Source organism: Litoreibacter sp. (assembly GCF_058136045.1).
This window is the reverse complement of record NZ_JBYVDD010000006.1, coordinates 300855-323945: the sequence shown is the minus strand read 5'-3', so window position 1 is coordinate 323945 and position 23091 is coordinate 300855. Positions and strand designations below refer to the sequence as shown.

Sequence of the window (23091 nt, the reverse complement as noted above, 5' to 3'; positions counted from 1 at the left end):
TTTCATGAACATTGGTGAAGTGGCGTCTCAGTCGGGGCTACCTGCGAAAACAATCCGGTATTACGAAGATATAGGGTTGATTAAGCCAGCGCGTGACGCAAATGGATACCGCTCTTTTGGCGCGTCAGATTTGCATAAACTGACGTTCCTCAGTCGCTCGCGGGCCTTGGGGTTCACCATTGAAGACTGCCGGACTTTGCTTGCTTTGTGGGAAGACAAATCCCGTGCAAGCGCGGATGTGAAGCACTTGGCCGGAGAGCACCTGAGGGAAATCGATCGAAAGATATCTGATTTGAGGTCAATGCGGGAAACTCTAGGTGATCTGGTGCGCGAATGTGCAGGTGACGGGCGGCCAGATTGCCCGATCTTGACCGGGCTAGGCACGCCGCGATGATCGGCGGAAAGTTCAACCTTAAGCAGCTGGAGGCACTTATTTGGGTCGCTGACCTCGGGAGTTTTCGCAAAGCGGCAGAGCATTTGAACACGACGCAACCCAACATTTCAGCACGAATTTCAGGGTTGGAGAATACGCTTGGGATGGTCCTGATGCAGCGGGATTCAGCCTCCGTTCGGTTGACTGCTAGAGGTGCTGAAATCGTCGAGCGCGCGCGGTGTGTTCTGCGCGAGGCAGAAGGGCTAATCGAGGTTGCAAGCCGCGCAGACCTGATCGAAGGGCGGTTGCGTCTTGGCGTGACCGAGCTGGTTGCATGCACTTGGCTGCGACTATTTTTGCGTGAGATGAAGCGTGCTTATCCCAGCTTATCCGTTGAGTTAACGATTGATTTGTCCGTCAACCTTGATCAGAAGCTTGCCTCCGGGGTTTTGGATATCACCTTTCAAACGGCTCCGTTTACGACGCAAGTTGCAGGTCTGATTGAGCTGAGCGAGTACCGCTATATTTGGGTCGCCTCGCCTGTCGTAGCGCGAATGTTGCCTCGCTGTCCGGGCTTTGATGACCTTTTATCGCAGCCGGTTTTGACACCTGCACGCTATACCCAAGCCTATCAGGAGTTGTCTGCGCATTGTGCTGGCAAAGGGGCTTTGAAGCCACGCATTGTCCCATCGGGGAGCCTGACTTCGAGCTTGCATATGGCCGTGGATGGCATTGGGATTTCCGTGCAACCTCGGGTGATGGTATTGGATGAGTTGACCGGCGGCGCTTTGGTTGAGCTACCAGTCGATTGGGTGCCAACGCCGCTGCGATTTTTTGCTCGATATCATGCAGATAAATGCGCAGGTGTCGTCGTCAAATCTGGTGACATTGCAAAACAATGCGCGGAATCCTTTGATGCTACGAAACTTGGGGCTATTGCAGGCGCTGAGGATCAAAAATAGTTATCACGTATATTCAACTAAATAATTAGTGGTGATGATGCGAAGCCTGTTACCGTTTGAAAAAATCTCAAGGTACAACAAATGAGCGCAGATGCTATTAGAATGGGTGTGGATATTGGCGGCACCTTCACGGACGTCGTATTAGAAGTTGGCCACGCCACCTATTCTACCAAAGTGCTGACGACATACACCGCGCCAGAAGATGCTATCATTTCCGGAATGCATCAGGTTTGCGCCAAAGCAGGTGTCACCTCGGCGGAAATTATTCAAATCATTCATGGCACGACCCTAGCTACTAACGCTTTGATTGAGCGCCGTGGGGCAAAAACGGCGCTAATCACGACTGAAGGGTTTCGCGATGTGATCGAGATGCGCACCGAGTCTCGGTTCGAGCAATATGACTTGAACCTTAACCTGCCAGATCCACTATTACCGCGGCAGATGCGCTACACGGTGCCGGGTCGGATTGGGGCAAATGGCGCAGAGCTGATCCCAAGTGAGCGCACTGCGATTGAGGCTGTGGTCGACGTAATTGCCGAGGCTGGATATGAAAGCGTCGCGGTAGGGTTGATTCATTCCTACCTGAACGACACCCATGAAAAGCTGGTGCGCGACGTGTTGGCGGAACGCCTGCCTGATGTCATGGTGTCTTTATCGTGCGAAGTTTCGCCCCAGATGCGCGAGTATGAGCGGTTCAATACCGTGGTTGCCAACGCCTATATTAAGCCGCTGATGAAGTCCTACCTTAGCCGTCTTGAAGCGCGCTTAAGAGATGAAGGTGCGGCTTGCCCGATCTTCCTGATGCACTCAGGGGGCGGTATTATATCGCTTGAAAGTGCGGCTGAATTCCCGGTGCGATTGGTTGAAAGCGGCCCTGCGGGCGGTGCGGTTTTTGCGGCTCATATTGCGGCGCGCTATGGCTTGGACAAGGTGTTGTCATTCGACATGGGGGGGACCACGGCCAAGATTTGCCTGATCAAAGATCAAACACCGAAGACGTCTCGGGTTTTTGAAGTCGCGCGCACGTATCGCTTCAAGAAAGGCTCTGGCATGCCGATCTCGATCCCGGTGATTGACATGGTTGAAATTGGTGCTGGCGGTGGTTCTCTTGCGCATGTGGATGCGATGCGCCAAATTCGCGTTGGCCCTGAAAGTGCGGGGTCCGAGCCGGGGCCGGCCTGTTATGGGCGTGGTGGCACAAAGCCCGCTGTGACCGATGCGGATCTGGTTCTGGGCAAGCTGGACCCGGACAATTTTGCTGGTGGCACAATTGCGTTGCATGTCGGCCAGTCGAAGACCGCGTTGAGTAACGTTCTTGGCGATGTTTTGGATATGGATGCCGCCACAGCGGCCTTTGGTTTGGCCGAAGTGGTTGACGAGAATATGGCCAATGCGGCCCGTGTTCATGCGGTTGAGAACGGCGAAGACCTTAGTGATTACACGATGATTGCTTTTGGTGGCGCGGCCCCGCTTCATGCAGGGCGTCTGTGCGAAAAACTGGGTATCGCACGGTGCTTGGTGCCTACGGGTGCGGGCGTCGGGTCCGCGATTGGCTTCCTGCGTGCGCCGTTCAGCTTTGAGGCCAACCGCTCTGTCTATATGAAGCTGTCGGATTTTGACCCTGCGCGTATCAAATCCCTACTGTCAGAGTTGCAATCCGAGGCCACCGGCTTCGTGCGTGGATGCGATGGCGACGCGGAGATCCTCACTGAGTTTAAGGTCTATATGCGTTATACTGGGCAGGGCTGGGAAATTCCGATCACCTTGTCAGGCGCGCAGGCCATGACCCCAGACGCCGCCACATTTCAAGAGCTGTTTGAGGCGGATTATACGCGGCTCTTCGGGCGCACAGTTGAGGGCCTTGATGTGGAAATTACCGTTTGGGCCGTAAACGCCACGACGCCGCCCGAAAAAGTAGATGCGGTTGCAACGGTGTCCGGTGGGGCGGTCATCGCGACCTCTGTGCGGCGGCAACTGTTTGATCCAGCCAAATCCGCTTATGTGGATGCGGCGGTGGTTGAGCGTGCAAATATGGGCGTGGGCGAGCTGGCCCACGGCCCTGCGGTTATCACGGAAGATGAAACAACGATCATTGTGCCCGTCAGCCGCAGCGCTTTGCGCCAACCTGATGGCTGCATCGACATTGTAGCGAAGGGATAGCAGGCCATGACACAGCAATATTCAAACGTCGCCTATCAAGTCATGTGGAACCGATTGATCTCGGTCGTTGAGGAACAGGCGCAGGCTCTTGTGCGCACAGCATTCTCGACCTCCGTGCGTGAGGCGGGTGATTTGTCTGCGGGCGCATATGATGTGGATGGCCAGATGATCGCGCAGGCGGTTACCGGCACCCCGGGCCATGTCAACGCCATGGCAGATGCAGTTGTACATTTCATCCGGCGCATTAGGCGCGAGAATATCCACCAAGGCGATGTGTACGTTACCAATGACCCATGGGAAGGCACCGGGCATTTGCATGATATCACCATGGTCACGCCCTCGTTCCACAATGGCAAACATGTCGGGTTCTTTGCCTGTACGGCGCATATTGTGGACATCGGCGGGCGTGGTTTCGGGGCCGATGCTGCCAGCGTTTATGAGGAGGGCCTCTACCTTCCCATTATGAAATTCGCGGACCGCGGCGTGGTCGATCAAACCTTGCTGCACATCGTGCGCGGCAATGTCCGTGAGCCGGACCAATTGGTGGGTGACATGTTTGCATTGGCCAGTTGCAACGAGATCGGCCACCGTCGCCTGATCGAGATGATGGAGGAATTTCAACTTGGTGACCTTACCGGCATCGCGGAGTTCATCCTTGAGAATTCCCGCCGCGCGACGCTGGAGCGGATTAACGCCCTTAAGCCCGGCACGGCAGAGGGGGAGATGACCGTCGATGGGTTCTCTCACCCGATTACGTTGAAGGTGAAGTTAACCATCGGCAAGGACCGCATTTTATCAGATTTCGCGGGGACATCTGCGGTGGATAAAAAGGGGATCAACTGCCCGCTGGTCTACGCCAAAGCCTATGCTTGCTATGCGCTGAAATGCGCCATCGCGCCTGAAATTCCCAACAACGCGGCCTCGCTCGCCCCGTTTGAAATATCTGCACCAGAGAACACGATTGTGAACGCGGTGCACCCGGCGCCAGTGGCTTTGCGTCATATCGTGGGTCACTTTGTGCCGGATGCGGTTTACAACGCGCTCGACAAATTATTGCCCGGCGTGGTTCCGGCAGAGGGCGCGGGTTGTTTGTGCAACTTCCAAATCTCAACGCGCCCCCGCAGTGACGCCCCTGCGCCAAAGGGCGCCCGCCGCGCGGAGGTGTTGACCTTTAACTCTGGCGGCTCTGGCGCGCGACCGTTGCACGATGGCTTGAACGCTACGGCTTTCCCATCCGGCGTTATGACCATGCCAGTTGAGGCGACGGAGCACGCGGGTCCAGTGATCATCTGGCGCAAAGAGCTGCGCCCTGACTCTGGTGGTGCTGGCAAGCATCGCGGCGGTTTGGGGCAATACATGGAAGTTGGCGCAACAGAGGGTCACGAATTTGATTTTCAGGCGATGTTTGACCGCGTTGATCACCCCGCGCTTGGGCGTCGGGGCGGTGGTGCTGGCGCGCCAACCACGATTGCGCAAGATGATGGGGCTGCGATGGCGGGCAAGGGCAAGCAATTTGTGCCACATGGCCGTCGTGTGATGCTCGCCTTTCCGGGGGGTGCTGGCTACGGATCCGTGTCTGATCGCGACCCCGAATTGGTGCGACGCGATCTGGCGCGCGGCTATATCTCGGCTGAGGTCGCCAAGCAGGATTACGGCCTATCAGACCATGAGATTGAGGATGTTCAAAATGCCGTGACCAAGGGGGAAGCACTTTGACGCAGGCTCCCGCGAGGACCCGCTACGATGTGGTGATCGTGGGCGGCGCTATGTACGGGGCGTCGGTGGCATGGTGGTTGTCGCGCAACCCGGATTTCGATGGCTCGATCTTGGTGGTCGAGCGCGACCCTACCTATGAGTTTGCCTCGACCTCGCACACGAATAGCTGCATCCGGCAGCAATTCTCGGCAGAGGTGAACGTCAAGATTTCGCAGTTTGGCGCTGAGTTCATTCACGGCTTCAAAGGCTTCATGCAAGATGATGAAGCCCCCGAAATTGTCTTGCAAAGTGACGGCTATCTGTATTTGGCCGACACCGCTGAGTTCGCGGATACGTTGCGCGAGGCACAAAAGACTCAACAGCGTTTAGGCGCTGGCACCAAATTCATGACCGCCGAGGAGATCGCGCAGGATTACCCGTTTTACAATCTCGACGGCATCATCGGAGGCAATCATAATCGCATTGATGAGGGCTATTTCGATGGCGGCACCATATTCGATTGGTGGCGGCGCAAGGCCCGCGCGCGCGGGGTTGAATTTCTTCACAATGAGGTCGTCGCCATTACCGCGAATGCGACTGGGGCGCGTATTGAAAGCATTACTCTATCGTCTGGCGAGGTGATATCATGTGGCACATTGGTCAACTGCGCAGGACCGCGGGCCGCCCATGTGGCGCGTATGGCTGGGCTGAACATCCCGGTGGAGCCACGCAAGCGTTATACCTATATTTTTGCGGCCGAGAAACCACTTGAAAGCGTGCTGCCGCTGACGATTGACCCGTCCGGTGTGCATATGCGCAGTGACGGGAAATATTACCTTGCAGGTGGTAGGGCGGATGATGATCCAGCGGTGGCATTTGATGATTTTTCGCAAGACCACGCGATTTGGGAAAACAAGATATGGCCCGCTCTGGCAACACGGGTTCCGGCGTTTGAGGCTATTAAGCTGATCAACTCTTGGGTCGGGCATTACGCTTATAATGTATTCGATCAAAACGCGATTGTCGGACCTCATTCGAGCCTTAAAAACTTCCTTTTCGTCAATGGGTTTTCGGGCCATGGGCTTCAACAAAGCCCAGCAATCGGGCGCGGTGTGGCGGAGCTGATTTGTTATGGTGAGTACCGCACGTTAGACCTGACAGCACTCGGATATGAGCGGATTGAGGGCAGCGTACCTCTTCATGAAAAGGCAGTGATTTAGGGCAAGAACGCGCTAAAAGGCAGTTTTGGCGCCGCCCTTTAGCGCCAGCCGCGCCCTTGCCTCATCTGGCGTCGCGATACGCCGCCCCAGCCCTTCGATAATCTCGCGCACACGTAAGACTTGCGCAGCACTTGATGGGGCCATGACACCTTTCTCCAGCCACAGGGAATCCTCTAAACCGACCCGAACATTACCACCCTGCGCCGCCGACATGGCCGCCAGTGGCATTTGGTGTCGCCCAGCCCCCAGCACAGACCAAACATAATCATCCCCGAACAGGCGGTCTGCTGTGCGTTTCATATGTGCCACGTCGTCGGGATGCGCCCCGATACCGCCCAACAGGCCGAACACTGTTTGGATCAGCAGCGGGCCTTTGACGGTGCCTGCATCGCGGAAGTGGGCGAGGTTATAGAGATGCGCGGTATCGTAGCATTCGAACTCAAACCGTGTGCCAGCATCGTGCAATGTTTCTAGAACAAAGCTGATGTCTTCAAATGTGTTGCGGAAAATAATGTCATGGTTGCCAAGATAGTCGACCTCCCACTGGTGTTTGAACTCAGGGAACCGCCCCAACATCTCGAACAGTCCGAAGTTCATCGACCCCATGTTGAGAGAGGCCAACTCTGGCTGCCAATGTTGTGCAGGTTTTACCCGCTCGGCCACAGTCATGGTTGGTGCGCCGCCGGTTGTGATATTGATGACCACGTCGGAACGGGCTTTGATTGCGCCGAGTATTGGCTCAAAAGCCTCAACGCTTTGATCCGGTGCGCCAGTATCTGAGTTGCGCGCATGCAGGTGGACGATGGCCGCGCCAGCCTCGGCGGCCTCAACCGCTGCATCCACAATTTGTTGCGGTGTGATTGGCAGTGCCTGAGACATCGTTGGCGTGTGGATTGCCCCGGTGATGGCGGCCGTGATGATAACTGGGTTGGACATTGCAGCGCTCCTTTTCACTGATACTGTCGTAAGTATGAGAGCATGAAAAGGGGTGAGAGAATGGATCTTGGGCTGCAAGGACACCGCGTAATTGTCACCGCAGGGGCTAGTGGCATTGGACGTGCAATTGCTGAGGCGTTTAAATCAGAGGGTGCGGTGGTGACGATCTGCGACATAGACGCGGCGGCTTTGGCGGGCATTGAAGGTCTGTCTTGCGCACAAGTGGATGTGTCTAATCGTGACGCGGTCAGTGCGTTCATGGCTGAGGCAATTGCAACTATGGGAGGTCTCGATTGCCTTGTGAACAACGCAGGCATTGCAGGCCCGACGGGTGGCGTGGAAGACATCGCGCCCGATGGTTGGGATGACACTTTGGCGGTGTGCCTGACATCTCAGTTCAATACTACCCGCGCGGCGGTCGCCGCGTTAAAAGAGAGTAGCAACGGGTCGATCCTCAACCTGTCATCCCTTGCGGGCCGTGTGGGATTTGCGATGCGTAGCCCGTATGCAGCGGCCAAATGGGGTGTGATCGGGTTCACCAAATCTTTGGCGCTAGAGTTGGGGCCGCATGGGGTGCGGGCCAACGCAATTTTGCCGGGACTAGTTGCCGGTGATCGCCAGCGTAGGGTGCTGGAGGCCAAATCACAACGCCTTGGCCAAGCCTTTGAAGACACCGAGGCGGCGGCTTTTTCTCATGTATCCATCAAGGAATACGTGACCCCGCAGCAGATTGCCGATCAGTGCCTGTACCTTGCATCTGCGCGGGGCAGGACAATCTCTGGTCAGGCAATCTCAATCTGCGGGGACACGCAGAAGTTGGCTTAAGCCGCGAGCGCGGCGCGGGTTTTGCCGATCATCAACGCGGCCTGTGCGGCCTCGCGGCCTTTGCTGACGAAGTGGTCTCCGTAGATGGCCATGTGATGCTCGGTCTCTTGGAAGTGGTGCGGCGTCAACGACACTGACAGCACCGGCACGCCAGTGTCCAAGCCTGCGCGCATCAACCCGTCCACGACGGCTTGGGCTACAAAATCATGGCGATAAATGCCGCCATCAACGACCAGGGCTGCGCAAGCCACAGCTCCGTATTGGCCAGATGCTGCTAGGTCGCGGGCGACCAACGGCATCTCGAATGCACCGGGGACGTCGAAGACATCCACTTGCGCTGATGGAATCAATTCGCAGAAACCTTCCAAGGCTCGGTCAACAATATCCGAGTGCCAGTTGGCTTTGACGAACGCGTATCGGGTGGGTGTCATAGTGTTTTCTCCTTATAGCAACGACACGTCACCCAAGGCGATCACGGGCAAACAGCCCCCGTATTAATGGGGGCCAAATGCTCGTTCTCTTTCATCCGGACTATGACCGTCGGCTCAGGAGTTACACCTGATCTGCTGACCCTCCCCTCGAAAGAAGAGGCGCTCGCGGGCTTGCGACCTAAGTCGCTTACCGCCGGTGGGGAATCTCGCCCCGCCCTGAGAACATCCCTAAGATGGCGACCCAGAGGCGGGCGTGCAAGATCAAAAGCGGCTTATTTGGCGGCACGCGCGACCATGCCAAACAGATCGCGTGGATCGTCAGGGTCCGCAAGCATATCCAGCTCAACATATGTGTCATGGGTGGCCAGTTGATCACGGACATAGCGCAAGGCAGAGAAATCCTCGGTGGCGAAGCCAACGCTGTCAAACAGCGTGATTTGTTGTGGGTCGCGGCGACCTTCTGCTTGTCCCGTCATCACCTGCCACAACTCTGTCACCGGATAGTCGTCGTCCAACTGTTGAATTTCGCCTTCAACACGAGTTTGCGGCGGGTATTCCACAAAGATATCGGACCGCAAGAGGATGTCTCGGTGCAATTCTGTCTTACCGGGGCAATCACCACCAATAGCGTTGATGTGCACGCCACTGCCAATCATGTTGTCAGTCAGGATCGTGGCGCATTGCTTGTCAGCGGTGCAGGTTGTGATAATTTGCGCCCCAGCCACCGCGTCCTCGGGAGAGGTGCACTTCACAACGCTCAAGCCTGTCGCCGCGAGGTTCCTCGCGGCTTTTTCAGTTGCGACTGGATCAATGTCATACAGGCGCACGGTGTCGATACCTACGATCGTTTGAAAAGCCAGAGCTTGAAATTCACACTGGGCACCATTGCCGATCATCGCCATGGTTTTTGCACCCTTTGGGGCTAAGTATTTCGCCACTAATGCCGAGGTTGCGGCGGTGCGAAGTGCGGTCAAAATGGTCATTTCTGTCAACAACACTGGATAGCCATTGTCGACCCGTGCCAGCACGCCGAAGGCCGTCACAGTTTGGAAGCCACGCGCCATGTTGGCAGGGTGTCCGTTCACATATTTGAACCCGTAGCTTTCACCGTCAGAGGTCGGCATCAGTTCAATAACGCCCTCCTTAGAGTGAGCGGCCACACGCGGGGTTTTGTCAAACTGCTCCCACCGTTTGAAGTCTGTTTCAATATAGGCGGAAATTTCAGCGATCATGTTGGCGGGACCGATAGCATTTACCAGTTTCATCATGTTGTCGACCGATACGAAAGGGACAAGGGCGAGTTGAGAGGGGTTGCTCATGGTTAAGATACTTTCAATTCGGGCCTGCGCGAGAGATGCACTCCGGCCAACATGCAGCGGACAGACCCGCCAGCGGTTTCAATGGTTGGGACAGCAAGCGGGAGCAGGGTCGCGTGAGGCTCTATCCGTGAAATTTGATCCCCCGTCAGTGCGTCATATGCTGTTTGAGATAGGGCGAGTATCGCCCCGGCTTCGCCGGAAAGTTCTAAGGCGTTCCCGGCAAATTGCTTGATTTGAGACAGCGTTAAGTCGATGATATCCCGCCCGTTTTCCGCCAAGCGGTCCAGGACCTCGGCCCGACGACTTGAATCGGTGATCATATCGCTACAAATCATTGTGAAACTGGTTCCTACGGTCATCAGCACGTTGGTGTGGTACACGCTGACCCCAGCCGCGTCCGTGGCGGCGAAAGCCATGGGCTCGTAATTGAAATGGCTACAGAAGCGCTCGAGAATGACCGGGTCCGCACGGTTGGACTCGACCGTGTAGGCCACCCTCGCGATGTGATCGAGGACCATGGCCCCTGTACCTTCAAGGAATACACCGTCTTGCTCCAAGCCTGAAAAATCGACGACAGTTTGGACGCGGTATTCGGCTTTCAAAGCTTCGATGATGTCCCAACGGCGCTCTGCCCTGCGGTTGGGGGCATACATCGGATAGATTGCTATGTGGCCACCGGGATGAGACGAAAACCAGTTGTTGGGAAACACTGAATCCGGCGTTTCAGTACCTGCATCGTCAAAGACGTGCACGCTCACGCCCGCGTTGCGAAGCTTGACAACCATCGCGTCAAATTCAGCGAGCGCAAGGCAAGACACATCACCCGCGTCGCGGGTGCTACTAGTTTGAAAGCCATTGTCCCCTTGGGTTTGCGGATTGGAGCAAAAGTGGTGAGGCCGTATCATGACTACGGCGCTGGGTGCTTGAGGTGAGTGCATCAAAATCGCCCTGTTGGGCGGTCCAGAACCTTGCGTCCCATTAGGCTGGCACAAAGGTCAACCATTAGGCTGGCAGTGCGGCCACGCTCGTCAAGGAACGGGTTCAACTCGACCATGTCCAGCGAAGTGACAAGCTTACTGTCACACAGCATCTCCATCACCAAATGGGCCTCGCGAAATGTGGCCCCTCCGGGGACTGTGGTTCCAACAGCAGGAGCAATCGCTGGCTCAAGAAAATCTACATCAAGCGATACATGCAAAGCGCCATTGGCGGCCCGAACCCGCTCAAGGAAGGCCCGTAGGGGGGGGGCAATTCCATGCTCATCAATTGCGCGCATGTCGCTGACATCAATGTTTTTCGTGAGAAGGGCTGCGTTTTCCGCGGGGTCCACCGAGCGGATGCCGAGCATACAGACATTAGCAGGGTCCACGGGGGCAGTGAGTTTGGGATATGCCTCAAAGCCGGGGAGATTGCAAAAATACGCAACAGGGGTGCCGTGAAGGTTGCCGCTTTTGGTGGTATCTAAAGTGTGAAAATCTGGGTGAGCATCGAGCCATAGGACAAAAAGTGGCCTGTCTTGCTGCTGCCAATGACGCGCGATGCCCGGTACGGTTCCGATAGATAAGCTATGGTCCCCACCTAGGAAAATAGGCATGTCTGCGGTTTGTGCGGCATCGAAAGCTGCACGTTCCAATGCTGCGGCCCAAGCCACCGTTTGTGTTAGGTCATGTACCGCCGAATTGTTGTGACGCTGGTCGACAACTGTGTCAGGCGTAACATTGCCATTGTCTAAAATACTGTGACCAAGATCGCGAAGGGTTTCGGCTAAATGTGCGGTTCGAAACGCGTCCGGACCCATGACGCAACCGGGTTGGCTGGCCCCTGACTGAACGGGCGCGCCGACAAGTATGCATGTTCTTTGTTTCATCAAAGTCTCCAAGCTATTCACCTAAAAGGATAAAGAGACGGAGTGATAAAAGTGATAATCATTATGGAAATTTAGCCAGTATTTGCTATCATAATGATAAGTTTAATTCTCATTATGATAGGGCGTCTGGGTGGATGATATTGGAAGGCGATTGATTGCAGCTCTAAAGCGGGACGGCCGGGCATCTGTGACAACGCTTGCGGGGCAATTGGGGCTATCGCGGGTGACTGTTCAAACGCGTATGGACAGGATGCAGCGGGAAGGCACGATACGGCGTTTTACGGTAGAACTTGGACATGTTGGTTTGGATGATCTTGTTCATGCAGTGATGATGATCGAAGTGAAAGGGCCGCAAACCGCAGCCGTGATCAGGCAGTTGCAACATATGCCTGAGGTTGTTGATTTGCACACGACAAACGGGGTTTGGGATCTTGTTGCCCGAATTGAAGTCAGCAGCTTGCCTGATTTTGACCGCGTCCTGCGCCAAGTGCGCGAAATCTCAGCTGTGACAGGAAGCGAGACTTCATTGTTGCTCGACCGTGCCCGCGGCTAAGTCAATAAGTTCCGACAATTTTAATCGTTAACTCGTAGTTCAGCCTGTCGTTTTATACCGACCGTAGGAACATGCGAGGATTATCATGAGCGACGAAGTTGTTCGGCCAATCATTATCAAGCGCAAGAAAATAATTGCCGCCGGCCACCACGGCGGGGCATGGAAGGTTGCATACGCTGACTTTGTGACCGCGATGATGGCTTTCTTCATGCTTATGTGGCTGTTGAACGCGACCACCGAAAAACAGCGCAAGGGGCTGGCTGACTACTTCACTCCGACCATTGCCGTGGCGCGGGTCTCGGGTGGTGGGGATGGTGCATTTGGGGGCGACAGCCTGATTGTTAAGTCGCGACTGCCTCAATCTGGGCAAGGTGGATTGCCTGATGCGGCGTTATCAAAGGATAGCCCCGATGGGGCCTTGGCTATGGCAGATCAGGCTCAGTTGGAAGATTTGGCGAGTGGAATTTTGGGAAAAGGCGGCGACAGCCTGATAAAAGAAATGGCTTTGGAACACATTATAACCGAAGTCACTGATGAAGGGTTGGTCGTTGAAATTTTTGACCTTGAAGGAGCGCCATTATTTGACGTTGAAACTGGTGCACCGACTGTAATCATGCACGAAATTTCAGAGGTTTTGGTCGATGTATTTTCAGTTGTACAGAATCGGATTTCTATATCCAGTCATTCTTTGGCTTACCCATCCGTTCTAATAGATAATCCGGCGTGGAATGTGACTACGTCCCGATCTCACATGATCCGCGAACTCATGGAGCGCCAGGGAACGGTTCCCGATCGGTTTCAACGGCTGACGGGATATGGGCAGAGCAAGCCATTACTCCACGATCCAATGGCAGTGCGCAATAACCGGCTTGAGATCACTTTGCTACGATCTGAGCGGCTGCGGCAACCAAACTAGGATCAATTTTATCTGTTAGCGCGCTGTTAAGGCACCAGCCCGCATAGTGGCAGTTAAGCGAAATGCATCAGAAAGGCGCATCATGACGATTTCCTCATCCCTTAATGCTGGCGTGGCTGGTTTGGCGGCAAATGCCAGTCGCCTATCTACGATTGCGGATAATATCGCCAACTCGGGCACAAATGGCTACAAGCGCGCTACGACGGAATTCCATTCAATGGTTATATCGAATGGCCGTGGTAACTATTCTGCGGGCGGGGTGCGGGTAACATCGCAGCGTCTTATCGATCAATCTGGCTCGTTGCTAACAACCACGAACTCTACGGACTTGGCAGTTCGAGACCGTGGTTTTCTTCCGGTAACGACACAGACTGCAGTTAACCTTGGCACCTCCGACCTACCGTTTCGACTGGCGACGACTGGATCCTTTAGAACCGATTCACAAGGCTATTTGTCCACAGATTCGGGCATGGTGCTCATGGGGTGGCCTGCAGATGCCGACGGGACTGTCCCAACCTACCCTAGAGATACTGCCGATGGGCTGGAGCCAATCAGAATCAATGTAAACCAGTTTGCCGGTGAACCGACGACCCGGATGTCGCTTGGGGTAAACCTTCCTGCCACGGAAACAGAGGCTGGCGCGAGCGGAGACCCGGTGGAGTTGTCTGTGGAATATTTTGACAACCTCGGCACTTCGCAAAACCTATTGGTGACATACACTCCAACAGTCCCAGCATCTGGTGCTTCAAATGAGTGGACGATGGAGTTGCGAGATTCAGCTAGCAACGGGGATGTTGTTGGTGAGTATACCTTAGTTTTTGACGATACCCGAGGCGCTGGCGGCACTCTCGAATCTGTGACCAGAACGTCGGCAGTTGGTGCTGACTATGATCCGGTAACAGGAAGCTTCTCTATTGATATTGACGGTGGCCCGCTTGAAATTACAGTTGGCGAGTTGGGATCTGGCTCTGTGCTTACCCAACTGTCTGACAGTTTCGCACCAACTCAGATTACCAAGGATGGCTCTCCTGTCGGGAATATGACTTCGGTCGATGTTGACGCAAATGGCTTCGTCCAAGCGACATTTGACATTGGGATCACACGAACAATTTACCAAATACCTCTTGTGGATTTACCAAATCCAAATGGTCTCACTGCGTTGGATAACCAGACTTACGCCCCGTCAAACGAAAGTGGTTCATTCTTTTTATGGGATGCCGGTGATGGTCCAACCGGGGATATTGTTGGGTATGCTCTGGAAGAATCCACTACAGATGTCGCAGGCGAATTAACAGCACTTATCCAAACGCAAAGAGCCTATTCATCCAATGCAAAAGTTATCCAGACCGTGGATGAAATGCTGCAAGAAACAACCAATATCAAACGATAAATCCAAGGTGAGGTGTTAAAATGAGCATGTCTACGTCTCTATCGAATGCCATTTCCGGGCTTTCGGCTGTGTCTCGTGCTGCAGAATTAGTGTCAGCTAACGTGGCAAATGCCATGACTGAAGGGTATGGTCGCCGGGAACTGTCGCTTAGTGCTGCAACGGTGGGGGGGCAAGGTGCAGGGGTGCAGATCGTAGGGGTTGAGCGAATGGTGAATCAAGCCGCGCTTACAGATCGCAGGATTTCAGAGGCGGATTTAGGTTTCCACCAGACGAATGCCACGTTCTTTTCCACGGCGGAAACTTTGATTGGCACGCCAGAAAAAGAATCGTCTCTATCGGCACATATGAACCAATTTGAAGAAAGTTTATTGTCGGTAGCGGGTAATCCCTCAAGTACCTCGCGCCTCTCAGCTGTTGTAAATGATGCAACAAGTTTGGCCGCTAAAATTAACACTATCTCGGATAAGTTTATCTCTGAACGTGAGCAGGCAGATAGATCGATCGGTGAAATGGTTGAAACATTGAACGCGTCATTAACTGATGTTGATCAACTTAACCGTGAAATTCGTGTGCAGGTGAATTCTGGTGGGGATGCGTCTGGTTTGATGGACCAACGGCAAGTAATCATTGACCAGATAAGCTCTCTGGTCCCGATTCAAGAAGTTGCGCGTGACTACGGGCAAGTTGCATTGGTCACGGCAAATGGAACCACTCTTGTTGACTATCAGGCCGCACAGTTCAACTTCACCCCGACACCTATCATCACACCGGATATGAGCCTTGCAAGCGGGGCGCTGTCTGGCCTTGAGATCATTGGCGCGTCTAGCGTTAATGGTTCGGCCTCTGATAGTGTTGCAGGTGGAGCATTGGCTGCAGCATTCAATCTGCGTGACGTAGAAATCCCTGCGCTCCAAGCAGATTTAGACTCATTTGCTCGTGATTTGATCGACCGCTCTGCGCTAGCTGATCCGACTCTAGCCTCAGGCCAGCCTGGGATATTTACAGATGCCGACCAAGTTCTGGACCCTCTAGATGAAGCTGGCTTGGCATCTCGGCTGTCAGTGAACTCTCGAGTGGTTCCATCTGAAGGCGGGGATCTGTGGCGCTTACGCGATGGGCTCGGAGCAACAGTTCCGGGGCCTGTTTCCGACCATACGACATTAAGTGCCTTGGAGCAGGTGTTCTCAACCTCGCGGACACCGGCGAGCGGCACTTTTTCTGGCGGTTCTAGCGCGGAACTAATTGCCGAGTTAATATCGGATGTCGGCCAGTCACGGCAAACTTCTGAACAACGCCAAGGGTTCGCCTCGACCAAAGTGCAAGCGTTTAGAGATGTTGAGCAATCTGCGGGGGTAGACACTGATCAAGAGATGCAAAAGCTGCTACTGATCGAACGAAATTTTGCGGCGAATGCAAAGGTAATACAGGCTGTCGATGAAATGCTGCAGTCTCTGTTGAGGATTTGATATGAGATTTTCTAGTATAAGCGACCTTGGGCAAAACTTGATGCTTCGCCGACAAGGGGCCGACCTGAAAACAAACTTAGCGCGATTGACACAAGAGCTTACCACAGGGGTGCGCCTAGATGTTGGCCGTCAGGTGAGAGGTGATTTTGGGCCATTGGCAGGTCTTGAAAGATCGCTTAGTCGGTTGGAGGGCTTTTCTTCAGCACGTTCAGATTTAAGTTTACGAATTTCCGGAATACAAAGTAGTCTGTCCACCCTAGAGAACGTCGTGGCCTCATTCGGGTCGGATTTGGTAAGCTCAGCATCTTTGGAGCAACCTGATGTATTGAATGCCAAGCTGTCCAGCGCGCCTGATCGGCTTGATCAAGTCGTCTCGTTATTGAATACGCAAGTAACAGGTCGGTTCCTTTTTTCCGGAATTTCTACAGATCAAAAGCCATTGTCTTCTGGGGAAGAAATTTTAACCCAAGTTCGAAATATTGCCTCTACTGCGGTGGATGTTACTGATTTTCGGACTCAGGTAGATGCTTGGTTTCTAGATAGTGGAGGTGGCTTCGAAAGCTTTGCTTATGGGGGGGCAGACGTTGCCCAGAATGGAATTTCAATTTCTGAGACTCAAGCTATAGATGTGCCGATTAAGGCGGATGACCTAATCTTCCGTGAGACACTCCGCGACCTAGCAATTGCTTCCGTAATATCTGAAGGGTCTCTAAATACTACCGAGCAAGAAAAGCGTGAGATTTTGACGGCTGTTGGTACAAGCTTAATTGCATCCGAGAATGCGTTGATCGGCTTGCAACGCGATACAGGTGTGACTGAAAGCTTTTTGTCTGAGGCAGAGGTTGCCTCTGAAACGGAACGGAATGTGCTGGAACTGGCACTTAACAAGATTATTTCTTCTGACCCATATGAGACGGCAAGTGAATTAGAAGCGGTGCAATACCAAATAGAGACGCTGTACGTTATTACAGCACGCACTTCGCAGCTTAAGCTATCGGATTACCTATGATTTTAAGGAAGCTGTTGATAATTTTCTTTTCCGTTATCTTGCCTAGCCTGGCGAACGGGTCAAGTGTGCGGCTAAAAGACCTTGTTGAGTTCGATGGTGTTCGGGGTAATGACCTCGTGGGCTACGGGCTTGTCGTAGGGCTTAATGGTACGGGAGATGGGCTAAGGAATTCCCCGTTTACCGAAGAAATGATGATAAACATTCTTGAGCGGTTAGGCGTGAATGTTGGGGGCGAGCAGTTTCGACCGAAAAATGTTGCTGCCGTTCTGGTTACGTCAACCCTGCCACCATTTAGTCGCACAGGTAGTAAAGTAGATGTGACAGTATCTGCGATTGGTGATGCGAAAAGTCTGCTTGGTGGTACCTTGATTATGACGCCACTAAATGCCGCGGATGGTGATGTCTATGTTGTAGCGCAGGGAACGGTTATTGCAGGCGGGGTGGTGGCTGACGGTGCGGCTGCCAGGGTGGTTCATGGTGTTCCTACTGCGGGAATTGTTCCGTCCGGTGGGCGAGTTGAACGAGAGGTTGCGTTTGAGTTTTCTGAGCTTTCGAGTCTGCGCTTGGCTCTTCGGTCTCCAGACTTTACGACAGCGGAAAAGATTGAGAACGCTATAAACTCTTTATTGGGGCGCCGAGTGGCGTTGATGCTAGATGCAGGGACCGTTGAGTTGGATATTGAAGCAACGGGATTGCGCTCGGCGGCGCATGTTTTAAGCCGGATTGAGAATATCATAGTAGAACCAGAAAGGAGAGCGCGTGTGGTTGTTGATCAAAGATCGGGTACGATTGTCATGGATGAAAATGTGCGAATTTCTCGGGTGGCTGTGGCTCAGGGCAACTTGACACTGACAATTGAGGAGGCACCATTGGTTGTGCAGCCGAACCCATTTACAGAGGGTGAGACTGTGATCGTACCACGAAGTAGTGCGTCAATACTTAAGGAACCTGGCACGGGTTTGGCGGAAATCCCTCCAGGAACAACCTTACGAGATGTAGTCTCGGGTTTGAATGCCTTGGGAGTCACACCAATGGATATGATTGATATTCTCAAGAGCATAAAAGCGGCTGGTGCGTTGCATGCCGAGTTTATTGTTCAATAGTGTGAGGGATACGTGCACCGCGCCTCTTGTTGACCTGTCGACCATAAGCGTACCGATCCAGTACTGCAGAGTGGCCAATCGAAGGGGATATTCGTTGCCAGCGCGAAAACTAAGCTTGACCTTGTGGACTTGTCCCGTTTTCCTGCCGCCCTCGGTGCTCGTTTAAACCACCTTTCGTTCGAACGCGACCGGGCTTTTTCAGCCGAGTGCTGAGAGACGGCGTCGCGGATTGTAGAAGCCATTGATGCATTCGAAGATGATGCCCGCGCAAACGTGCTGGATGTGATAAGTTACACAAGCTCCATTCAGGTCTCTGGCGAAGCTGGGGATGGCACGATAACCGGGTGGCCAGCTGGACGATATGCTGGCCATGAAGGAGGCTGTGATCAAGTCCATGCTGTCCACAAGCCGCGCCTGTTCATCGACAACGGCTCCAGCTACGTCTTAGGCGATCTGGCGGAGTGGTTGCGGGAAAAGTACGGAACACTCATGGGGTGTGCAGCCTAGCTGTGATTGCGCCTGCCTGGGCAACATGGGCAAGCATTGCTGGAACCATCTTAATTCCTTTTGAGGGGAAGATGCCGCAACCGACATAGCCAGATCTCGGCCTGCGGGCGATCACACGCTACTTAATGAGGCCCCGCTCGACCAAAATGCGCTCGTGTCGCGCTATGGAGAGCTGCACCGGTAGGGTGAGGTGGTAAATTTCGAATAGGTTAACGGTTTTGTAACCCATGATGTCACCACTCAGTGTTGGGTTAGAAAATTACGAGTGCTTTCGAACGAAAACGGGATTGAGCGAGAGCCTCGATTGGCACAAAGTGCGTCAGATGTAGTTTTAGGGCGCAAGTTGGCGTTTGTGAAATCGCAAGAAGGCGTTGCCAGTGTCTTGTGCCGAAAGCAACGTAAACGTGCTCTTTTCCTTAGAGTGTTTGAGATTGCTGTTTTTAATCCATTTATTGAATCGAGTAATATCTTCATAGTTAAAATCCATGGCTACGATACTTGGTTGGGTTTCAGCAGCGACGGCCTCGGGCAAAGCGCCGAACTCGGCCTCAATCGAGGCTGCTGTTTTAATCCACATAGGGCCGTTTTGGGTTTGAACTTTGAAGCCTCCTTCAATCTCTTGAAATTCTGTATATAGGCCGCGCAGCTTTTGGCTTAAGGCAGAATGGTCTTTCAGTTCCGCGCGAATGGTAATGCCACTGATTGTGTAGACCGTGTTGGGATGCTCCAGCCATTCGGGCACATAAATCAAATCTGGACGATGTTGTTGGCATAAAAAGAATGACAGGCGCGGCCAGTCTGGGTCTGGCATTAAGGCAAGGGTTGTTTTTGTTCGGCCCTCTTGACCATTCGGCAAGGTTACATCCCTTCCGAATTCTAGGTGGCCACTAACTGTGAAGCCAGCGGCTTGAGCCCGTTTGGCATCTTGCACTGAATTTGTGCTGTGTAGGGCAGTAAGGGCAATGCCTTCGCGAGACTTCAGATGAGTGTGGATGTGCCGGCCAAATTTAAACTCACCGGCGGGGGTCTCGTCCAAAAGTGTGTCATCGTAAATTCCCATTATTTCGAGGAGGCAGCCGTTAAACATTGCCAAACTAGTGCTGGTTCCCCACGGATGCTTTCCGGTTTCAGTCATGTTGAACCCAAGCGAGATCAGACGCTGGCGTAGGTCTTCGATGTCGTTGACTGCGATTAAGGGGTGGTCGATGCCGAAAGATGCGTTCATTTTTGACCCTTCAAAATGGGAGCGAACGAGACCTTTGCGACTCCAATGTTACGCGCTTTGGCCCCGACCACCACGGTTGCAGGCGGTACATCTTCCACGACAATTGCGCCCGCTGCGACGTTGGCTGCCGCGCCAATATTGATGTTGCCCAACAGTATAGCGCCTGCGCCAATGACTGCGGAGTGTTCGATCTTTGGATGTCGGGTCAGGCCGCTGTCAGTCAAGGTGCTGCCCAACGTGACATTGTGCCAGATCGAAACATTTTCACAGATCACGGAGGTTTCCCCGACCACGAAGCCTAAGCCGTGATCTAGCCACAACCCGGCCCCGATTTGCGCCGCCGGATGGATGTCAGTGGTAAAGGTCCGACCACAAACAGTTTTTACCGCCAAAGCAAGTGTATGATCGCCGTCGCGCCAGAGCTGATGGGCCACCCTATGGGCCATGATGGCATGAACGCCGTGCGCGAAAAGAAGCGTGGCGGCTTGTCCGCCTGGTTCAAAATTTCGCCGGGCGGTTTCTGCGATATCATAGTGCGATTGCTCGGCAATGATCGGGTTCTCAGAGTATACCCTTTGGATGATTTCGCCGATCCGCGTGTTTTGGCAGGCCTGACCTAGCACCGCGCCTGCCAATGCCCCGAAATCTTCAAAGCTGCTATGGTTAAGGCCAAGCAGCACCGCCACTTCGGGCGATTTCTCCATCATGTCTGTGACGCTTGTGATTAGTTTTTCCGTCATTCGAGGGGCCTCCTAGGACACATAGCCAAAGGCTATCCTTGGGACATGTGCGCTGTCGAGCCAGATGCTTTTGGCCGCTGTATATTCCATCAACGCATCCGTGCCGCTGGAGCGCCCAAAACCGGAATTCAGGGACCCGCCAAATGGCGAGGACACATGGATTGCTTTGTAGCTATTGATCCAGAAAGTGCCTGCACGTACGCCTTCAGATACTCGATGGGCGCGTCCGACATCGCTGGTCCAAACTGCGCCGGCCAAGCCAAAAGATGTGTCGTTGGCGATACTGATGGCCTCGTCCTCACTCGCGAAGGAGATTGCGGTGGCGACAGGGCCGAAAATCTCAATCTGCGAAGCGTGCGCTTGGTTGCCTAGTCCTGATAAAACGGTTGGGGGTACAAAAAACCCTGCGTCGGGCCGGGTGGTCCTGGTTAGGATTTCCGCCCCATCAGATTTAGCGTCAGCGATCATGTCGCGGACATGGGCGTATTGGCGAACATTGCTGATCGGGCCGACTTCTGTTGCCTCGTCGAGTGGATCGCCAAGCCGGATCGAGTTCATCCCTGAGGACAACATATCCAAAAACTCGGACTGGATAGATTGATGGACCAACAAGCGAGACCCGGCAACGCAACTTTGCCCCGCACCAGAGAATATCGCAGCCTGTGCCCCAAGGCAGGCGTGTTTAAGGTTGGCGTCCTCAAACACGATGTTGGCGGATTTTCCGCCCAGTTCAAGCACTACAGGTTTCAGCGATTGCGCGGCGGCTACTGCAACCCGGCGACCGGTCTCGGGGGAGCCGACGAAGATGACTTTGCGAATGGCGGGATGCTCGATCGCAGCTTGGCCTGTGGTGGGACCAAGGCCGCACAGCACATTGATCAGCCCTTTTGGCAGACCCGCATTCTCGGCCAGTCGCACCAGTGCCACGGTAGTCACAGGGGTTAGCTCGCTTGGCTTGATGACCACCGCGTTTCCTGTGGCAATGGCGGGTGCTATTTGCCAGCCAGCGGTAAATATCGGGGCATTCCAAGGCGTGATTTGGAATACAACGCCCAAGGGTTCGCGCAATGTGTAGTTCAAGTGACCTGATGGGACAGGGATCACCTCGCCGTGCAATTTGTCGGCCCAGCCGCCGTAATAGGCAAACATTTCGGCGACCTTGGCGACCTCCACGCGGCAATCACGGATCGGCTTACCTGCGACCAGCGCCTCAAGGCGGGCCAGTGATTCTGCCATGTCTAGGACGGCGCGTGCTATGTCTTGCATAACTTGTCCGCGCGCCGCTGCGGAACGGCCTTTTGACCAATCGCGTTGCGCGTTTTGTGCCACCTCGCAGGCTTGGATCGCGAGTGCTGCGTTGGCGTCAGGGTATTGCGTTAACATTTGCTCGGTATAGGGATCAACTAGCGAAACCATGGCGCCATCGCCATCTACTAAAGCGCCGTTAATCAGGCTTTGCGGGCGAGGTCCAAGGCCAAGGGATGCCATCAATTCAACGAACAGGGCTTTGCGGTCGGTCATGTGAATGCTCCTTTACCAGTCCGTTTTGTGATCTCGTTAAAATCGGCCCCGTCTTCAATATCCGCCGATTTGTTGAGCCAAATGTCAGCGATCGCCGCGAACCCGTCGAGGGTGACACGGCTCTCGCGGGCCAGATCCAAGGCTAGCCCGACATCCTTGCGCATCAGGCCCATAGTGAAGCCGGAATCATAAGCATCATTCAGCACCCATTTGGGAAAGTTAACCTCGCTGACGCCGCTGCGTCCCGACCCGGCGTTGATACCCTCTAACAGGTCGCTGGGTTTGACGCCCGCGGCCTCGCCCAGCCGCACGGCCTCGGCCACCAGCACAAGGTTGGCGGCGCACAGCATGTTGTTGGCGATTTTGGCCGCGTGGCCCGCGCCTGACCCGCCGACTGTAACCGTCTTGGCAGCGAGTATGTCGGTGACGAGGCGCAGGCGGTCAATGGCGTCGTGGTCGCCGCCCAAAAGCATGGTCATGGTGCCAGAGCGCGCAGCAATCGGTCCGCCACTGACCGGCCCGTCTACAAAGGAGTAGCCACTTTCGGTAGCAAGGGCGGACATTTGTTGAGACGTCTCTGGTTCTGACGTTGACGTGTCCAACACGATTGATCCGGGCCGGATGTGGGGCGAAATTTGCGCCATTACCGATTGCACAATGGCGGCTTTGGGTAGGGATAAGATGATGGTATCACAAAGCGACGCCAACTCGGGGGCGGAGGTTGTAGCGGTCGCGCCAAGCTCCGCCATACGTTGCCGCGTGACGTGCTCAGGATCATAGCAAACCACCTCAAACCCGCTTGCAAGCAGGTGGGCTGCCATGCCACCACCCATGTTTCCGCATCCGATAATGCCCAGTTTCATAGCATAAAAT

Annotated in this window: 22 protein-coding genes and 1 riboswitch; of the genes, 13 read left to right on the top strand and 9 right to left on the bottom strand. The window is 54.2% G+C overall.

All coding sequences use genetic code 11. From position 1 onward, the window contains the following. Positions 1-4: 4 nt before the first annotated feature. The 5 genes from cueR (at position 5) to AC3Y7R_RS09995 (ending at position 6410) form a co-directional block, all read left to right on the top strand. On the top strand, positions 5-394 hold the full coding sequence (cueR, locus tag AC3Y7R_RS10015) for a Cu(I)-responsive transcriptional regulator (protein ID WP_490041892.1): 390 nt from the start codon (positions 5-7) through the stop codon (positions 392-394). After that, positions 358-1335, top strand: coding sequence for a LysR family transcriptional regulator (locus AC3Y7R_RS10010; RefSeq protein WP_490041891.1), 978 nt, complete (start codon positions 358-360; stop codon positions 1333-1335). Before cueR ends, AC3Y7R_RS10010 begins: the two co-directional genes overlap by 37 nt. An 81-nt stretch (positions 1336-1416) precedes the next feature. Continuing rightward, positions 1417-3495 (top strand): hydantoinase/oxoprolinase family protein, encoded by a 2079-nt coding sequence (locus tag AC3Y7R_RS10005; RefSeq protein WP_490041890.1) that lies wholly within the window; start codon positions 1417-1419, stop codon positions 3493-3495. A 6-nt stretch (positions 3496-3501) separates the two neighbouring features. Further along, entirely contained in the window at positions 3502-5211 is a 1710-nt protein-coding gene (locus tag AC3Y7R_RS10000) for a hydantoinase B/oxoprolinase family protein (protein ID WP_490041889.1), read from the top strand. Next, positions 5208-6410: an NAD(P)/FAD-dependent oxidoreductase gene (locus AC3Y7R_RS09995; RefSeq protein ID WP_490041888.1), complete on the top strand. Its 1203-nt coding sequence runs from the start codon at positions 5208-5210 to the stop codon at positions 6408-6410. Before AC3Y7R_RS10000 ends, AC3Y7R_RS09995 begins: the two co-directional genes overlap by 4 nt. A gap of 12 nt (positions 6411-6422) precedes the next feature. On the opposite strand, the gene kce is transcribed toward AC3Y7R_RS09995, so the two are convergent. Further along, positions 6423-7346, bottom strand: coding sequence for a 3,5-dioxohexanoate:acetyl-CoA acetone transferase (kce, locus tag AC3Y7R_RS09990; protein WP_490041887.1), 924 nt, complete (start codon positions 7344-7346; stop codon positions 6423-6425). A 60-nt stretch (positions 7347-7406) separates the two neighbouring features. Here kce and AC3Y7R_RS09985 point away from each other — a divergent pair, with 60 nt between their 5' ends. Beyond that, a complete protein-coding gene (locus AC3Y7R_RS09985) occupies positions 7407-8171 on the top strand; it encodes an SDR family oxidoreductase (protein ID WP_490041886.1) in 765 nt (254 codons plus the stop codon). Here AC3Y7R_RS09985 and AC3Y7R_RS09980 read toward each other — a convergent pair. From AC3Y7R_RS09980 to rocF, 4 genes are all read right to left on the bottom strand, one after another. Further along, positions 8168-8602, bottom strand: a complete 435-nt coding sequence (locus AC3Y7R_RS09980; protein ID WP_490041885.1) for a 6,7-dimethyl-8-ribityllumazine synthase — start codon at positions 8600-8602, stop codon at positions 8168-8170. The two genes, AC3Y7R_RS09985 and AC3Y7R_RS09980, sit on opposite strands and share 4 nt — an antisense overlap. A 79-nt stretch (positions 8603-8681) precedes the next feature. Next, positions 8682-8830, bottom strand: a riboswitch (FMN riboswitch). 44 nt (positions 8831-8874) lie between these two features. After that, positions 8875-9921: an ornithine cyclodeaminase gene (gene ocd / locus AC3Y7R_RS09975; protein ID WP_490041884.1), complete on the bottom strand. Its 1047-nt coding sequence runs from the start codon at positions 9919-9921 to the stop codon at positions 8875-8877. Between the two features lie 2 nt (positions 9922-9923). Next, positions 9924-10859: a citrulline utilization hydrolase CtlX gene (gene ctlX / locus AC3Y7R_RS09970; RefSeq protein WP_490041883.1), complete on the bottom strand. Its 936-nt coding sequence runs from the start codon at positions 10857-10859 to the stop codon at positions 9924-9926. Continuing rightward, positions 10859-11788: an arginase gene (gene rocF / locus AC3Y7R_RS09965; RefSeq protein ID WP_490041882.1), complete on the bottom strand. Its 930-nt coding sequence runs from the start codon at positions 11786-11788 to the stop codon at positions 10859-10861. Before rocF ends, ctlX begins: the two co-directional genes overlap by 1 nt. Before the next feature lie 130 nt (positions 11789-11918). On the opposite strand from rocF, the gene AC3Y7R_RS09960 reads away from it, so the two are divergent. The 7 genes from AC3Y7R_RS09960 to AC3Y7R_RS09930 all read left to right on the top strand — a co-directional run bounded on the left by AC3Y7R_RS09960 (position 11919) and on the right by AC3Y7R_RS09930 (position 18732). After that, positions 11919-12341, top strand: a complete 423-nt coding sequence (locus AC3Y7R_RS09960) for an Lrp/AsnC family transcriptional regulator (RefSeq protein WP_490041881.1) — start codon at positions 11919-11921, stop codon at positions 12339-12341. A gap of 85 nt (positions 12342-12426) precedes the next feature. Next, positions 12427-13257 (top strand): flagellar motor protein MotB, encoded by an 831-nt coding sequence (locus AC3Y7R_RS09955; RefSeq protein ID WP_490041880.1) that lies wholly within the window; start codon positions 12427-12429, stop codon positions 13255-13257. An 82-nt stretch (positions 13258-13339) separates the two neighbouring features. Continuing rightward, positions 13340-14647: a flagellar hook protein FlgE gene (locus AC3Y7R_RS09950; RefSeq protein ID WP_490041879.1), complete on the top strand. Its 1308-nt coding sequence runs from the start codon at positions 13340-13342 to the stop codon at positions 14645-14647. 20 nt (positions 14648-14667) lie between these two features. Beyond that, positions 14668-16113, top strand: a complete 1446-nt coding sequence (gene flgK / locus AC3Y7R_RS09945) for a flagellar hook-associated protein FlgK (RefSeq protein WP_490041878.1) — start codon at positions 14668-14670, stop codon at positions 16111-16113. A gap of 1 nt (position 16114) precedes the next feature. Next, positions 16115-17122: a flagellin N-terminal helical domain-containing protein gene (locus tag AC3Y7R_RS09940; RefSeq protein WP_490041877.1), complete on the top strand. Its 1008-nt coding sequence runs from the start codon at positions 16115-16117 to the stop codon at positions 17120-17122. Further along, entirely contained in the window at positions 17119-18225 is a 1107-nt protein-coding gene (locus AC3Y7R_RS09935; RefSeq protein WP_490041876.1) for a flagellar basal body P-ring protein FlgI, read from the top strand. Before AC3Y7R_RS09940 ends, AC3Y7R_RS09935 begins: the two co-directional genes overlap by 4 nt. Positions 18226-18507: 282 nt before the next feature. Further along, a complete protein-coding gene (locus tag AC3Y7R_RS09930) occupies positions 18508-18732 on the top strand; it encodes a hypothetical protein (protein ID WP_490042024.1) in 225 nt (74 codons plus the stop codon). A 331-nt stretch (positions 18733-19063) separates the two neighbouring features. On the opposite strand, the gene AC3Y7R_RS09925 is transcribed toward AC3Y7R_RS09930, so the two are convergent. The 4 genes from AC3Y7R_RS09925 to AC3Y7R_RS09910 are packed head-to-tail and all read right to left on the bottom strand — an operon-like array spanning position 19064 to position 23081. Beyond that, positions 19064-19957, bottom strand: coding sequence for a VOC family protein (locus tag AC3Y7R_RS09925; RefSeq protein WP_490041875.1), 894 nt, complete (start codon positions 19955-19957; stop codon positions 19064-19066). Continuing rightward, on the bottom strand, positions 19954-20697 hold the full coding sequence (locus AC3Y7R_RS09920) for a serine acetyltransferase (RefSeq protein WP_490041874.1): 744 nt from the start codon (positions 20695-20697) through the stop codon (positions 19954-19956). The genes AC3Y7R_RS09925 and AC3Y7R_RS09920 overlap by 4 nt, the downstream gene beginning before the upstream one ends. Positions 20698-20709: 12 nt before the next feature. Then, entirely contained in the window at positions 20710-22218 is a 1509-nt protein-coding gene (locus AC3Y7R_RS09915; RefSeq protein ID WP_490041873.1) for an aldehyde dehydrogenase family protein, read from the bottom strand. Further along, positions 22215-23081, bottom strand: coding sequence for an NAD(P)-dependent oxidoreductase (locus AC3Y7R_RS09910; protein WP_490041872.1), 867 nt, complete (start codon positions 23079-23081; stop codon positions 22215-22217). Before AC3Y7R_RS09910 ends, AC3Y7R_RS09915 begins: the two co-directional genes overlap by 4 nt. Positions 23082-23091 lie beyond the last annotated feature (10 nt).

Bases quoted from the DNA above. Each gene is read 5' to 3' on its own strand.
- AC3Y7R_RS09985 (WP_490041886.1), top strand. From the start codon at position 7,407: ATGGATCTTGGGCTGCAAGGACACCGCGTAATTGTCACCGCAGGGGCT.
- AC3Y7R_RS10005 (WP_490041890.1), top strand. From the start codon at position 1,417: ATGAGCGCAGATGCTATTAGAATGGGTGTGGATATTGGCGGCACCTTC.
- AC3Y7R_RS09940 (WP_490041877.1), top strand. From the start codon at position 16,115: ATGAGATTTTCTAGTATAAGCGACCTTGGGCAAAACTTGATGCTTCGC.
- ctlX (WP_490041883.1), bottom strand. From the start codon at position 10,859: ATGCACTCACCTCAAGCACCCAGCGCCGTAGTCATGATACGGCCTCAC.
- kce (WP_490041887.1), bottom strand. From the start codon at position 7,346: ATGTCCAACCCAGTTATCATCACGGCCGCCATCACCGGGGCAATCCAC.
- AC3Y7R_RS09955 (WP_490041880.1), top strand. From the start codon at position 12,427: ATGAGCGACGAAGTTGTTCGGCCAATCATTATCAAGCGCAAGAAAATA.
- rocF (WP_490041882.1), bottom strand. From the start codon at position 11,788: ATGAAACAAAGAACATGCATACTTGTCGGCGCGCCCGTTCAGTCAGGG.
- AC3Y7R_RS10000 (WP_490041889.1), top strand. From the start codon at position 3,502: ATGACACAGCAATATTCAAACGTCGCCTATCAAGTCATGTGGAACCGA.
- cueR (WP_490041892.1), top strand. From the start codon at position 5: ATGAACATTGGTGAAGTGGCGTCTCAGTCGGGGCTACCTGCGAAAACA.
- AC3Y7R_RS09950 (WP_490041879.1), top strand. From the start codon at position 13,340: ATGACGATTTCCTCATCCCTTAATGCTGGCGTGGCTGGTTTGGCGGCA.
- flgK (WP_490041878.1), top strand. From the start codon at position 14,668: ATGAGCATGTCTACGTCTCTATCGAATGCCATTTCCGGGCTTTCGGCT.
- AC3Y7R_RS09920 (WP_490041874.1), bottom strand. From the start codon at position 20,697: ATGACGGAAAAACTAATCACAAGCGTCACAGACATGATGGAGAAATCG.
- AC3Y7R_RS09910 (WP_490041872.1), bottom strand. From the start codon at position 23,081: ATGAAACTGGGCATTATCGGATGCGGAAACATGGGTGGTGGCATGGCA.
- AC3Y7R_RS09935 (WP_490041876.1), top strand. From the start codon at position 17,119: ATGATTTTAAGGAAGCTGTTGATAATTTTCTTTTCCGTTATCTTGCCT.
- ocd (WP_490041884.1), bottom strand. From the start codon at position 9,921: ATGAGCAACCCCTCTCAACTCGCCCTTGTCCCTTTCGTATCGGTCGAC.
- AC3Y7R_RS09925 (WP_490041875.1), bottom strand. From the start codon at position 19,957: ATGAACGCATCTTTCGGCATCGACCACCCCTTAATCGCAGTCAACGAC.
- AC3Y7R_RS09980 (WP_490041885.1), bottom strand. From the start codon at position 8,602: ATGACACCCACCCGATACGCGTTCGTCAAAGCCAACTGGCACTCGGAT.
- AC3Y7R_RS09915 (WP_490041873.1), bottom strand. From the start codon at position 22,218: ATGACCGACCGCAAAGCCCTGTTCGTTGAATTGATGGCATCCCTTGGC.